This is a genomic window from Pseudomonas sp. Os17 (assembly GCF_001547895.1).
Taxonomy (GTDB): Bacteria; Pseudomonadota; Gammaproteobacteria; order Pseudomonadales; family Pseudomonadaceae; genus Aquipseudomonas.
This window is the reverse complement of record NZ_AP014627.1, coordinates 2,727,439-2,739,967: the sequence shown is the minus strand read 5'-3', so window position 1 is coordinate 2,739,967 and position 12,529 is coordinate 2,727,439. Positions and strand designations below refer to the sequence as shown.

Genomic DNA, 12,529 nt, shown 5'->3' with positions numbered 1-12,529 from the left:
GGTCACTGGCGCAACAGCCCGCTTTCATAATCCAGCCAATCCTGGTCAACGCACGCCTGCAGGTACTCCAGCACGCTGTCCAACGGCACCGAGGCCGGTACGTTGACCGCGAAGAAGGCCTGGCTCATGCCCTCCCAGCGACAACCCAGGGCGTTGATCCGCTCCAGCACCTCCGGGATCCGCTCCCGGCCGGCCTTGAAGAACACCACCCGCAAGGTGCTGTTGCCACTGCTGCGCCCCACCTGCCTGAACCATTTCAGGCCATCGGCCTCGACCTGGACGGCCACCTCGTCGTCATAACAGACGTCCTGGGAATAGAAAGGAAGATTGGCGATCCGGTACAGGCCGTCCGGCTGCTGCTCAGCCCAGACCCCTTCGCTGGCAACCGGTGGGTAATCGTCGACCACCGTCAACCTGAGCATGATCTTGTCCATCGCCTGTCCCTGGTTCATCGAATGAAAGGCGCCCCCTCGACCTTGAAGCCGGAGCGCCGCGCGCTTTTTCGCAGAATTGCCGGCCCAGGGCAATCCCTGATTGGCTACTTGAGCAAAGCGCTGTCACGGCCCGGGACGTTTCCGTTACCATGGCCGCCCCCACGCCTCACCCCGATAAGGACATCCCATGGCCACCGCCGATATCGTCGCCCTGGTGCTGCTCGCCGTTCTGGCGCTGTACCTGGTCAGTCTCTACAACCGTCTGACGACCCGGCGCAATCGCCTGCGCAATGCCTTCGCCCAGATCGAAGTGCAACTCAAGCGCCGCTACGACCTGATCCCCAACCTGCTGGAAACCGTCAAGGGCTACCTGCAGCACGAGCGCCAGACCCTGACCGCCCTGGCCGAGGCCCGCAACAGCGCCCGGGACAGCCTGCAAGCGGCCGCCGCGCAACCCGGCGACAGCGCGCGCATTGCCCGCCTGGGCCAGGACCAGGGTGCCCTGGACCAAGTCCTCGACCGCCTGCACCTGAGCCTGGAAGCCTACCCGGAACTCAAGGCCTCGCAGAACATGGCGCAGCTCAGCGAAGAACTGACCAGCACCGAGAACAAGGTCGCCTACGCGCGCCAGGCCTTCAACGACGCCGTGACCGACTACAACCTGTGCAAGCAGCAAGTGCCGGCGCTGTTTTTCGCCGGGCTGTTCGGCCATCGCGCCGATGCCGCGCTGCTGCAATTCGCCGACAGCGCGCAGATCCAGGACGCCAGCAAAGTGTCGTTCCAATAACCCCGCCGCCTGCCCCCGGAAACTTGCATGAAGTTCTTTCAACACCAGGCCCGTGCCCGGCGCCACACCCTCAAACTGCTGCTGTTGATGACCCTGGCGGTGACCACCCTGGTCAGCCTCAGCAGCCTGGGGCTGGGCCTGTTATGGCGCGAGCTGAGCCAGGAGTACGGCCAGCCCAAGGTGCTGAACTGGGCCGTGGTCGCGGTCGTGGCACTGCTCATGCTGCTGGTGGTGGTGCTGGGCAGTTGGTACAAGACCTGGCGCCTGCGGGCCGGCGGCAAGGTGATCGCCGAGCACCTGGGCGGACGCCTGATCAACGACTCGCCGCGGGGCAACGAGGAACAGCGCCTGCTCAATATCGTCGAGGAAATGGCCCTGGCCTCGGGTGCCACCTTGCCGGCGGTGTATGTACTGCCGGAAGACGCGATCAATGCCTTCGCCGCCGGACTGACCCCGGAGCAGGCGGTGCTCGGAATCACTCGCGGTGCCCTCGTCCATCTGGACCGCGACGAATTGCAGGGCTTGGTCGCCCATGAGTTCAGCCACATTTACAACGGTGACATGCGCCTCAACACCCGGCTGCTGGCGGTGATCCACGGCCTGCTGGTGTTCAGCCTGGCGGGCATCGCGGTGCTGCGCCAGGCCGAAAAGCAACACCTGGGCAACGACCGCCACCGCTTCTTCTGGCAGATCGTGTTTGCCGTGCTGGGCCTGGCCCTGCTGATTTTCGGCTCCCTGGGGAGCCTGCTGGGCAACCTGATCAAGGCCGCCATCTGCCGTCAGCGCGAGTTTCTCGCCGACGCCTCGGCGGTGCAGTTCACCCGCAACCCCCAGGGCATTGCCGGGGCCCTGAAAAAGATCGGCGACAGCAGCGCCGGCTCACGCCTGCGGGCCTTCGCCGCCGCCCAGTACAGCCACCTGTATTTCCATCAGGGAGTGAAACTGCGCCTGGAACGCCTGTTCGCCACCCACCCGCCGCTGGCCGCACGCATCCAGCGCCTGGATCCGCAGTGGGATGGGCGCTTCAAGCCGTTGTAGATGCGTTACCAGAGGGCGATGTCGTAAGTGATGTAGAGGCGGTTGCTGTCGCGTCCACGGGAGTAGTCGGAGCGATACACGTAGTTGCGCAGCTTCACCCCCAGCCCCTTGAACGAGCCCTGCTGGAGCACGTAGGCCAGTTCGCTGTCGCGCTCCCACTCATCGACGCGGGTATTGGACTTGCCGTCATTGCCGCTCAGGTAGCGCGAGCTGAAGGTCAGGCCGGGGACACCCAGGCTGGCAAAGTTGTAGCCATAGCCGAGCATCCAGGTCCTCTCGCCCTCCTCGATGAACTTGCCGATGCCGGCGTTACTGAAGGAGTAGACCGTGGCGCCGCTGATATAGGGCAAGCCGGCATCGCCACTCAGGCGCTGATAGCCGCCGCCAAGGGAATGCCCGGCAATCGCGTAGGTCAGCTGGCCGCTGAACATGCGGTTGGCGATCTTGCCGTCGAACGCCGCGCCTGAATCGGCGCTGCGGAAGTAGCGCAGATCGCTGGTCAAGGTCCCCTGCCTCAGCGCCAGGTCATGTTGCAGGCCGACAAAATCCTGCCGATAGAAGTTTTCGAGCTCGCCATGGAAATAGCTCAGGCGCAGGGTCTTGCTCCATTTGTATTCGCCCCCGCCGTAGCGGAAGTCCCCGGACTGGCCGCCGCTGTAGCCGTCGGGCACCAGCCCCACGCTGTCGGTGGAATCCCGCAGTTTGAAGCGCTGCAGATAACCGCCGGTCAAGCTCAGGCCGTCGATATCGGTGCTGGTGAGCTGGGTGCCCTGATAGGTCTGCGGCAACAGACGGGCATCGTTGTAGACCAGCACCGGGGTCTTGGGCAGCAAGGTGCCGTACTTGAGGGTGGTCTTGGCCAGCCGCACCTTGGCCGTGGCGCCGGCACTGGCAAATTCGCTCGCGGCGCGACCGTCGTCGTGCACCGGCAGCAGCCCCGTGCCACTGCGGCCCTTGCCGGAATCGAGCCGAACCCCCAGCAGCCCCAGGGCATCGACCCCGAACCCCAGGGTGCCCGGGGTGAATCCGGACTGATAGTCCAGCAGGAAGCCTTGAGCCCACTCGGTGCGCTCGCTCTTGGCCGTGCGCGCGGCCTTGGCGCTGAGGCCGTGTTCGTCGCGGAAGTTCTCGTTGAAATAGACGTTGCGCAGTTGCAGCTTGAGGCTGCTGTCGTCGATGAAGTCAGCGGCCTGGAGCCCGGCCACGGGTGGCAGGCTCAAGCAGGAAAATACCGTTGCGCGAATCAGCAAATGGCTCATGTCGTACTTCTCGTTGTTGTTATTCAAGGCGCAGTTCGCCAAGCGCCCCGCCAGCAGGCGCGCCCGGCTACAAAAGAGGGTTTCGAGGCAATCAGACGAACAGGGTCAGGGCCCCGGTCAGCAAGGCCAGGGCGGTAATGACCAGGGAGGTCAGCACGGCCCACTTCACCGTGGCTTTCTGGAAGTCGCCGATGTCGCGGTCCACCATGCCCACCAGCAGCAAGGTCGAGGCCACCAGCGGGCTCATCAGGTGCACCGGCTGACCGAGGATCGAGGCACGGGCGATTTCCAGGGGAGAAATGCCATAGGCCGCCGCCGCGTTGGCCAGGATCGGCACCACGCCGAAGTAGTAGGCGTCGTTGGACAGGACGAAGGTCAACGGCATGCTGGTCAGCGCCACCACCAGCGGGAACAGGTGGCCCCAGGACGGCGGGATCCAGTCCACCAGGGTCTGCGCCAGGGCGTCGACCATCTTGGTGCCGGAGAAAATGCCGGCGAAGATCCCCGCGGCGAACACCAGCAGCACCACGGTCATGGCGTTGCCCGAGTGGGCCAGAATGCGCTCTTTCTGAATATCCAGCTGCGGGTAGTTGATCATCAAGGCCAGGACAAAACCGATCAGGAACAACACCGCCGAGTGCATCAGGCCCAGCACCAGCGCGGTCATCACCGCCATCACCAGCAGCAGGTTGACGTAGGCCAGCTTGGGCCGCTTGTGCGGGGTGTCTTCGAGAATCGCCTTGATGTAGCAGTCGCCACCGCCGCTTTGCAGCTGGGTATTGCCGATGCGCTTGCGTTCGGCCCGGCCCAGCAGGTAGGCGGTGAACACCACCCAGGCGGCGCCACCGATCATGGTCGGCAGCAGCGGCACGAAGTACTCGCCGGCATCCAGGCCCAGGGCGGCGATGGCGCGCGTGGCCGGCCCGCCCCAGGGGGTCATGCCGCTCATGATGCTCAAGGACAGCATGGAGATGGTGGCGAGGATCATCGGGTTCATGCCGATGCGCTTGTACAGCGGCAGCATGGCCGCGCAAGTGATCATGTAGGTGGTGGTGCCGTCACCGTCCAGGGCCACCACCAGCGACAGCAGCGCGGTGCCCATGGCGATCTTGGTCGGATCGCCATTGACCCGCTTGAGAATCTTGCGGATCAGCGGGTCGAACAGCCCCGAATCGATCATCAAGCCGAAGAACAGAATGGCGAACAGCAACAGCGCCGCCGACGGCGCGACCATTTTCAGGCCGTCGAGCATCATCTTGCCGGTGGTGCCGGCAAACCCGCCGAGCACCGCGAAGACGATGGGCACCAGCGTCAACGCCACGATGGGCGACAGGCGCTTGGTCATGATCAGGAAGGTGAAGACCACCACCATGGCGAGGCCGAGTAAAGCGAGCATAAGTCGATTCTCTTGTTTTTATGATGAGCGTGGCCGACGCGCGGGCGCACGGCCACCCGAGCACCGGACGCCCCGATCAAGGGCGCCCGGCACAGGTGTTGAGTCGGTACTTGGGGTGAAGCGGTGCGGCCTGGCGGGTCTAGCCGAGCTTGTTCGCCAGCGCGCTCGCCGGGGTGTCGTCGGCAGCAGCGGCCTGGGCCGCAAGGGGCTGGCCATCGAGCGTGCGCAACAGCACCTGGCGGTCGCAGGCCTGCTCCGAAATGGCGATCACCACGGTTGCCACGGCGTTGCTGGCCAGGCTGGTCAGGGCCCGGGCCTCGGACATGAAGCGATCGATGCCGATCAGCAACGCCAGGCCGGCCAGGGGGATGTCATGAATCACCGTCAGGGTCGAGGCCAGGGCCACGAAACCGCTGCCGGTCACTCCGGCGGCGCCCTTGGACGACAGCAGCATGATCGCCAGCATGGTGACCACCTGCCCGGCGCTCAGGTCGATGTTGCACGCCTGGGCAATGAAGATCGCCGCCAGGGACAGGTAGATCGCCGTGCCGTCGAGGTTGAACGAATAGCCGGTGGGCAGCACCAGCCCCACCACGCTCTTGCGGCAGCCCAGGGCCTGGAGTTTTTCCAGCATGCGCGGCATCACCGGCTCCGTGGACGAGGTGCCAAGCACCACCAGGAACTCTTCGCGCAGGTAGCGCAGCAGCTTCCACAGGCTGAAGCCGTTGGCCCGGCAAATGCCCCCCAGGACCACGCAGACAAAGAAGCCGCAGGCGACATACAGGGTCATGATCAGTTTGGCCAGGGCGCCCAGGGAGGTGATGCCGTACTGGCCCACGGTAAAGGCCAGGGCCCCGAAGGCGCCGACGGGGGCAAAACGCATCAGGTAGGAAAAAATCTTGAACACCATCTGCGAGGCCGACTCCAGTACCTCCAGCACCGGCTTGCCACGCTCGCCCAGGGACGACAGGGCAAACCCGCACAGCACCGCGATAAACAGCACCGGCAGGACCTCGCCCTTGTTGAAGGCGCCGATGAAGGTCTCGGGGATGATGTGCATGAAGAATTCCACCACCCCCAGCTTGGCCGCCGACTCGGTGTACTGGGACAGGCCCTGGGTGTTCAGCCGGGTGGGGTCGATGTTCATCCCCGCGCCGGGCTGGAACAGGTAGACCGCCGCCAGGCCGATGAACAGGCTGATCAGCGTCAGGCCCAGGAACAGCAGCATGGTCTTGCTCAGCAGCCGCCCCAGGGAACGCTTGTCGCTCATGCCGGCGATGCCGGTGACGATGGTGCAGAACACCACGGGAGCGATCATCATTTTGATCAGCTTGATGAAGGCGTCGCCCAGCGGCTTCAAGGCAATGGCTTGCTGGGCCCAGAAGTGCCCCACCAGTACCCCGAGGCACACCGCGCAGAGGATCTGGAAGTAGAGCGATTTAACAACTTTCATGGCATCACCCATTTTTAGAATTGTACTGATGCAACCAGGATCGACAGCGCGTCGACTAACCGGCTAGACGTTGTGCAGCAGGCGCGTAGACATACCCGGAAAACAACCGGCGAGCGGTGCGGACCACCGAGGCGCGGATGGTCTCGGGGCTGGTTCCGCTGTAGGACAATACGACATCTATCGCCCCGCTGGGGTGTTCGATTCGAACCTGATGCAGACGCGGTTCACTGATCCCGCCGAGCATCTCGGCCACCACGCTGCCGGCGGTGACACAGGCGGTAGCCAGGCCGATGGAGCCGGTGATGGCCAGGGCCCGATGGCAGTTGTGGGGCATGAAATAGCGCACCGCCAGGGTGCCCCCCGCCCGGGCCGGGGACACCAGCACCGGCTTGGGAATCACCTTGTCGCTGACATCCCCCAGGCCCATGGCCAGGCCGGCCTTGAGCCGCAGGCTCTCCAGGCGCTGGAGAAAGTCCGTATCGGCGTCCAGTTCGGCGGGGCTTTCATCGCCGCGCTTGCCCAGGCAGGCCGCCTGCACCAGCACCATGGGCATGGCCATGTCGATGCAGGTCACGGCAATGCCGTCGATCAGGTCCTGAGGCTGGCCGGTGGGGAACAACTGGCCGGTCTTGCTCCCGGCGGCATCGAGAAAGGTCAGGGCCACCGGCGCCGCGCTGCCCGGCACGCCGTCGATGGTGGTGTCGCCTTCGTAGCTGACCTTGCCATCGGGGGTCTGGACCTGGGCATGGACCAGGGTGCCGGTGTTGAGGTTGCGGATCCGCACCTGGGTCTGAGCCCCCGTGGCCTTGACCAGCCCCTGCTCGATCGCGAAAGGCCCGACAGCGCACAGCATGTTGCCGCAGTTGGGCGCGGTATCGACCCGCCGCTGGGACACCATGACCTGGACGAACAGGTAATCGACATCCGCCTCCGGGTGCAGCGACGGACTGACGATCGCCACCTTGCTGGTTTGCGGGCTGCCACCGCCGATGCCGTCGATTTCCAGCTCATGGCCGGAGCCCATCAGGTTGAGCAACAGCTCATCACGCTCGGACACGGCCACCGGCAGATCCCAGGCCAGAAAAAACGGCCCTTTGGAGGTGCCGCCGCGCATCAACACACAAGGAATTCGTTGCATGAACACTGACTCTTGTTGATCAATCGAGGTAATTGATGTTCTGGGCACAAGAGTGTCAGGGATTAAAATGTGTTTCCAATGCAAAGATCAGAGAGATTATTGCGTTTGGCGCATGAGTTAAATATCGTGTCCGCCAGCGCCCCACCCGACTCCCGCCTTGAGTAGCCCCCATGGAATATGAGCTTCAGGACATCAGATCTTTCGTGAAAATCGCCGAACTGGGGAGTTTCCACGAAGCAGCCGACGCCTTGCACCTGTCCCAACCGGCCCTGAGCCGGCGCATGAAAAAGCTCGAAGAGGGGCTGGGCACCGCCCTCCTCGATCGCACCACACGCAAGGTCAGCCTGACCAGCGTCGGCCGCGACTTCCTGCCCAAGGCCCGCCGCCTGCTGGACGACTTCGACGATTCGATCCTCAACATCCGTGAGCTGGCGGAACGGCAGATCGGTCAGGTGACCCTGGCCTGCATCCCCACGGCGGCGTTCTACTTCCTGCCGTCGGTGATCCGCCTGTACAACCAGCGCTACCCGAAAATCCGCATCCGTCTGCTCGACCTCAGTGCCAACGAGGGCCTTGAAGCGGTGCTGCGCGGCGAAGCGGACTTCGGCATCAACATGATGAGCGGCCAGCACCCGGACATCGAGTTCGTGCCACTGGTCAACGAGCCCTTTGTCCTGGCCTGCCGGCGCGACCACGAACTGGCCGAGCGCAGCTCGGTGACCTGGTCGGAACTGAGCGACTACCGCTTGATCGGCGTCGGCCGCCTGAGCGGCAACCGCATGCTGTTGGACCACGCCCTGTCCGGCTTGAGCTGGCGGCCCCAGTGGTTCTACGAGGTGCAGCACCTGTCCACTTCACTGGGCATGGTGGAAGCCGGGCTCGGGGTGTCGGCCATGCCCAGCCTGGCCATGCCCGCCGCCGATCACCCGACCCTGGTCAGCGTTCCGCTGACCGAGCCGGTGGTCAACCGCACCCTGGGCCTGGTGTACCGCCGCGGCGCATCGCTGTCGCCGGCGGCGGAAAAATTTGTGGCGATCCTATTGGAGCAGTGGCCACATTGACCGGCACACCCCGGCAACGCCCCCCATACTCCAACGTGCCTTGAAGGGCGCACCGCCAGTCTCAGGACATCCACGCCGTTTTTATCCGGGCGCAGACTGGCGACACCCGTGCGCTCATCGTCACCGGTGAGCCCTTGTCATCACCTGTGCCCCGTTTTCCCTGGAGTCCCCCCGATGCCCCATGAAGGCAACCTGCTACAAGCCGCCGTCGTGTTCCTCTGCGCCGCCGTGCTCATCGTGCCCCTGGCCAAGCGCCTGCAACTGGGGGCCGTGCTCGGCTACCTGCTGGCCGGGGTGCTGATCGGCCCGTCGGTGCTGGGGCTGGTGGGCAACCCGCAAAGCGTCAGTCACATCTCCGAGCTGGGGGTGGTGCTGTTGCTGTTCATCATCGGCCTGGAGCTGTCGCCCAAGCGCCTGTGGGTGATGCGCAAGGCGGTGTTCGGCGTCGGCCTGGCCCAGGTGCTGTTGACCGGCACGGTGATCGGCGTGGTGGCCCTGTTTCTGTTCGGTCAATCGCTGAACAGCGCCATCGTGCTGGGCCTGGGGCTGGCCCTGTCATCCACCGCCCTGGGTCTGCAGAGCCTGGCCGAGCGCAAGGAGCTGAACAGCCCCCACGGGCGCATGGCCTTCGCCATCCTGCTGTTCCAGGACATCGCCGCCATTCCGCTGATCGCCATGGTCCCGGTGCTGGCCGGCAACGACCACCACACCAGCAGCGCCGAGGACCTGCGCCACGGCCTGCAAGTGCTGGGCAGCATCGCCGTGGTGGTGGTGGGCGGACGTTACCTGCTGCGTCCGGTGTTTCGCATCGTGGCGCGCACCCGCTTGCCGGAAGTGTCCACCGCCACCGCCCTGCTGGTGGTGATCGGCACCGCCTGGCTGATGGATCTGGTGGGCGTGTCCATGGCCCTCGGCGCCTTCCTCGCCGGCCTGCTGCTGGCCGACTCCGAGTACCGCCACGAGCTGGAAGCGCAGATCGAACCCTTCAAGGGCCTGCTGCTGGGGCTGTTCTTCATCAGCGTCGGCATGGGCGCCAATATCGGCCTGCTGCTCAGCGCGCCCATCGCGGTGCTGGGCCTGACCCTGCTGCTGATCGGCCTCAAGCTGCCGCTGCTGTACGTGGTCGGCCGGCTGGCCGGCGAGCTCAATCGCGAGAGCGCGCTGCGCCTGGGCGTGGTGCTGGCGGCCGGCGGTGAATTCGCCTTCGTGGTGTTCAAGATCGGCCGCGACCAGGGCCTGTTCGAGGCCCGCCTGCACGACCTGCTGGTGCTCACCATCACCCTGTCCATGGCCCTCACGCCCCTGCTGTTGCTGGCCTGTTCGCGCTGGCTCAAGCCCAAGGCCAAGCCGCTGGAAATGCCCGCCGAGTACCGTCAGATCGATGCCGACAGCCCGCGGGTGGTGATCGCCGGCATGGGCCGCATGGGGCAGATCGTGGCGCGTATCCTGCGGGCGCAGAAAATCCCCTTCGTCGCCCTGGACACCTCGGTGGACACCATCGAACTGATCCGCAGTTTTGGCGGCATGCCGGTGTTCTACGGCGACCCCATGCGCCCGGAAATCCTCAGTGCGGCCAAGGTCGGCACCGCGGAGTACTTCGTGATTGCCACCGACGACCCGGAGACCAACATCAAGACCGCCGAGCAGGTGCGCAAGCTCTACCCGCACCTGAAGATCATCGCCCGGGCGCGCAACCGCCAGCACGTGCACCGGCTGGTGGACCTGGAGGCCCAGGCCGTGCGGGAAACCTACTACTCGAGCCTGGAAATGAGCCGTCGCACCCTGGTCGGCCTGGGGCTGAGCCAGGCCCAGGCCGACTCGCGAATCCAGCGCTTCACCCAGCACGACGAACAGCTGCTGGCGGCCCAGCACGCGGTCTACGACGACGCCGCCAAGGTCCTGCAAAGCGCCCAGGAAGCCCGCGCCGAACTGGCCCGGCTGTTCGAGGCCGACGAGCAGGAAGAACAGCTCGAAAGCCCGCTGCCGCCGATGCGCTGACGCAGCGCTCCCTTCGCTGGCAAGCCAGCTCCTACACCTGCGGCACGCACACTCCGTAGGAGCCGGCTTGCCGGCGAAGGCGGCCTCGAGGACGCCGGCAAATGCTCTGAAGGACGCAAGGACACACCATTCCCTCCAGCGACTACCGTCAGGTTCTGTCAGGAGGGGTTGTGTACAGTGAGCGCCGCCTCGCCTTTGAATGGATACGCCCCATGAGCTCCACCCAAGAGAACGCCCCGGCCCTCAAGGAAATCTTCAACCAGCAACGCCTGGAGCACATCGCCGACGCCATGTTCGCGGTGCACCCGGCCTTCGACCGCCAGCGCTTCCTGCAACTGGCCGGCCACAACCTCGCCGAGCTGTCGTTGATGCAGCGCCTGGCCCGGGTCAGCGACAGCCTGCATCAGGTGCTGGAGCTGGACTACCCCACCAGCCTGGCATTGCTGCGGGCCCTGGCGCCGCGCCTGAACAGCCGCTTCGTGTGCATCTTCCTGCCGCATTACGTGGCCAGCCATGGCCTGCATGACTTCGAGTTGTCGATGGCGGCATTGAAGTACTTCACCGGCTTCGGCTCCTCGGAATTCGCCGTGCGGCATTTCCTGCGCCAGGATTGCGCCCGCACCCTGGCCCAGATGCAGGAATGGGCCGGCGACCCGGATGAACACGTGCGCCGCCTGGCCAGCGAGGGCAGTCGCCCGCGGCTGCCCTGGTCGTTTCGCCTGGAACAGCTGCAGGCCGACCCGCAGCTGGCGGCGCCGATTCTCGAACGCCTGAGGAGCGACCCCAGCCTGTACGTGCGCAAGTCGGTGGCCAACCACCTCAACGACATCACCAAGGACCATCCGCAGTGGGTCATGCAGCGCCTGGAAGGCTGGCCCCTGGATAATCCCCACAGCGCCTGGATCGCCCGCCATGCCCTGCGCAGCCTGATCAAGCAGGGCGAGCGCCGGGCCCTGGCGATCATCGGCGCCGGGGCCCGGGCCGAGGTCGACGTCAGGCGCTTTCAGGTCACTCCCGGGCAGTTGCGCCTGGGCGAACGCCTCAATCTGTCCCTGACCCTGGCTTCCACCAGCCCCCGCGACCAGCGCCTGGTGGTGGATTACGCCATCGACTACGTCAAGGCCTCCGGCGCCACGGCGAGCAAGGTGTTCAAGCTCAAGACCTTCACCCTGCCCGCCCTGACCCAGGTGGACCTGGGCCGCAGCCAGCCGATCCGTGAGCTGACCACCCGGCGCCATTATCCGGGGCGCCATGGCGTGCAGTTGCTGGTCAACGGCGAACCCGTGGCCAGCGCGCATTTCGAGCTGTCGATCCCCTGAGGGCCCCCGCCGACTAGCGGCCCGGCAGCATGCGCTTGAGGGTGTTGTCGCCCACCCAGTAGTGGTGGAACAGCCCGGCCGCGGCGTGCAGGCCGATCAGCCAGTAGCCGGCGTTGCCCAGTTGTTCGTGCCAGTGCTTGAAGAAACGCGCCTGGTCCGGGTCCACGGGCACCGGCGCAGCCGGCAGGAAGAACTCGAAGTAAGGCACCGGCTTGCCCGCCGCCGAGAGCATCAGCCAGGCCAGCAGCGGCGTGGCGATCATCAGGCCATACAAAATCAGGTGCATCAGGTGCGACAGCCCGGTCTGCCAGGCCGCCGGCGCCGGGGAAATCGCCGGCCGTGGTTGCAGGCGCGCCAGCAGGCGAATCCACACCAGGGCAAAGATGCTGATGCCGAACAGGCTGTGCAGTCCTAAAAACAGGCCCCGGGCCGTGCTGCCCCGGGGCATCAGGCCCTTGAGTTCGATACAGGCGTAGACGCCGACGAACAGCGCCAGCATCAGCCAGTGCATCAGGATCGACAGTCGCGCGTAACGCAGCGGTGCGGTTTCAGCAGTCATACACAGTCCTCACGGTGGTTCGGGACGCCCGAGTCGTTCAGGTCGTCGCAGGGCCCGTGCAACGCCTTTCGCTGCCCGGGTGCGCCA

Annotated in this window: 11 protein-coding genes; 5 read left to right on the top strand and 6 right to left on the bottom strand. The window is 65.4% G+C overall.

What is annotated here, in order from left to right; translation table 11 throughout:
- Window positions 1-2: 2 nt before the first annotated feature.
- Entirely contained in the window at window positions 3-422 is a 420-nt protein-coding gene (locus POS17_RS12415; RefSeq protein ID WP_231979029.1) for a DUF4265 domain-containing protein, read from the bottom strand.
- Between the two features lie 199 nt (window positions 423-621).
- Between POS17_RS12415 and POS17_RS12410 the strand changes: the two genes are divergently transcribed.
- Window positions 622-1,221, top strand: a complete 600-nt coding sequence (locus POS17_RS12410; RefSeq protein WP_060838821.1) for a LemA family protein — start codon at window positions 622-624, stop codon at window positions 1,219-1,221.
- Window positions 1,222-1,248: 27 nt separating this feature from the next.
- Complete coding sequence (locus tag POS17_RS12405; protein WP_060838820.1) at window positions 1,249-2,259, top strand: M48 family metallopeptidase; 1,011 nt, start codon at window positions 1,249-1,251, stop codon at window positions 2,257-2,259.
- 5 nt (window positions 2,260-2,264) lie between these two features.
- Here POS17_RS12405 and POS17_RS12400 read toward each other — a convergent pair whose 3' ends face one another.
- From POS17_RS12400 to POS17_RS12385, 4 genes are all read right to left on the bottom strand, one after another.
- The gene (locus tag POS17_RS12400; RefSeq protein ID WP_060838819.1) at window positions 2,265-3,518 is read right to left on the bottom strand and encodes an OprD family porin; all 1,254 of its coding nucleotides are present in this window, start codon (window positions 3,516-3,518) and stop codon (window positions 2,265-2,267) included.
- Between the two features lie 91 nt (window positions 3,519-3,609).
- Complete coding sequence (locus tag POS17_RS12395; RefSeq protein WP_041117598.1) at window positions 3,610-4,914, bottom strand: CitMHS family transporter; 1,305 nt, start codon at window positions 4,912-4,914, stop codon at window positions 3,610-3,612.
- 139 nt (window positions 4,915-5,053) lie between these two features.
- Entirely contained in the window at window positions 5,054-6,379 is a 1,326-nt protein-coding gene (gene dctA, locus POS17_RS12390) for a C4-dicarboxylate transporter DctA (protein ID WP_060838818.1), read from the bottom strand.
- A gap of 43 nt (window positions 6,380-6,422) precedes the next feature.
- Window positions 6,423-7,505, bottom strand: a complete 1,083-nt coding sequence (locus POS17_RS12385; protein WP_060838817.1) for a 4-oxalomesaconate tautomerase — start codon at window positions 7,503-7,505, stop codon at window positions 6,423-6,425.
- Between the two features lie 170 nt (window positions 7,506-7,675).
- On the opposite strand from POS17_RS12385, the gene POS17_RS12380 reads away from it, so the two are divergent.
- From POS17_RS12380 to POS17_RS12370, 3 genes are all read left to right on the top strand, one after another.
- A complete protein-coding gene (locus tag POS17_RS12380) occupies window positions 7,676-8,566 on the top strand; it encodes a LysR family transcriptional regulator (RefSeq protein WP_016966118.1) in 891 nt (296 codons plus the stop codon).
- A gap of 174 nt (window positions 8,567-8,740) precedes the next feature.
- Window positions 8,741-10,564: a monovalent cation:proton antiporter-2 (CPA2) family protein gene (locus POS17_RS12375; protein WP_060838816.1), complete on the top strand. Its 1,824-nt coding sequence runs from the start codon at window positions 8,741-8,743 to the stop codon at window positions 10,562-10,564.
- 212 nt (window positions 10,565-10,776) lie between these two features.
- Window positions 10,777-11,883 carry a DNA alkylation repair protein gene (locus tag POS17_RS12370; RefSeq protein ID WP_060838815.1) on the top strand — a complete coding sequence of 369 codons (1,107 nt, stop codon included), beginning with the start codon at window positions 10,777-10,779 and terminating at the stop codon, window positions 11,881-11,883.
- Window positions 11,884-11,896: 13 nt separating this feature from the next.
- Here POS17_RS12370 and POS17_RS12365 read toward each other — a convergent pair whose 3' ends face one another.
- Window positions 11,897-12,442: a cytochrome b gene (locus tag POS17_RS12365; RefSeq protein WP_060838814.1), complete on the bottom strand. Its 546-nt coding sequence runs from the start codon at window positions 12,440-12,442 to the stop codon at window positions 11,897-11,899.
- Between the last annotated feature and the right edge of the window lie 87 nt (window positions 12,443-12,529).

Coding starts and splice junctions, on each gene's coding strand:
- POS17_RS12415 (WP_231979029.1), bottom strand. CDS start 422: ATGCTCAGGTTGACGGTGGTCGACGATTACCCACCGGTTGCCAGCGAA.
- POS17_RS12410 (WP_060838821.1), top strand. CDS start 622: ATGGCCACCGCCGATATCGTCGCCCTGGTGCTGCTCGCCGTTCTGGCG.
- POS17_RS12405 (WP_060838820.1), top strand. CDS start 1,249: ATGAAGTTCTTTCAACACCAGGCCCGTGCCCGGCGCCACACCCTCAAA.
- POS17_RS12400 (WP_060838819.1), bottom strand. CDS start 3,518: ATGAGCCATTTGCTGATTCGCGCAACGGTATTTTCCTGCTTGAGCCTG.
- POS17_RS12395 (WP_041117598.1), bottom strand. CDS start 4,914: ATGCTCGCTTTACTCGGCCTCGCCATGGTGGTGGTCTTCACCTTCCTG.
- dctA (WP_060838818.1), bottom strand. CDS start 6,379: ATGGGTGATGCCATGAAAGTTGTTAAATCGCTCTACTTCCAGATCCTC.
- POS17_RS12385 (WP_060838817.1), bottom strand. CDS start 7,505: ATGCAACGAATTCCTTGTGTGTTGATGCGCGGCGGCACCTCCAAAGGG.
- POS17_RS12380 (WP_016966118.1), top strand. CDS start 7,676: ATGGAATATGAGCTTCAGGACATCAGATCTTTCGTGAAAATCGCCGAA.
- POS17_RS12375 (WP_060838816.1), top strand. CDS start 8,741: ATGCCCCATGAAGGCAACCTGCTACAAGCCGCCGTCGTGTTCCTCTGC.
- POS17_RS12370 (WP_060838815.1), top strand. CDS start 10,777: ATGAGCTCCACCCAAGAGAACGCCCCGGCCCTCAAGGAAATCTTCAAC.
- POS17_RS12365 (WP_060838814.1), bottom strand. CDS start 12,442: ATGACTGCTGAAACCGCACCGCTGCGTTACGCGCGACTGTCGATCCTG.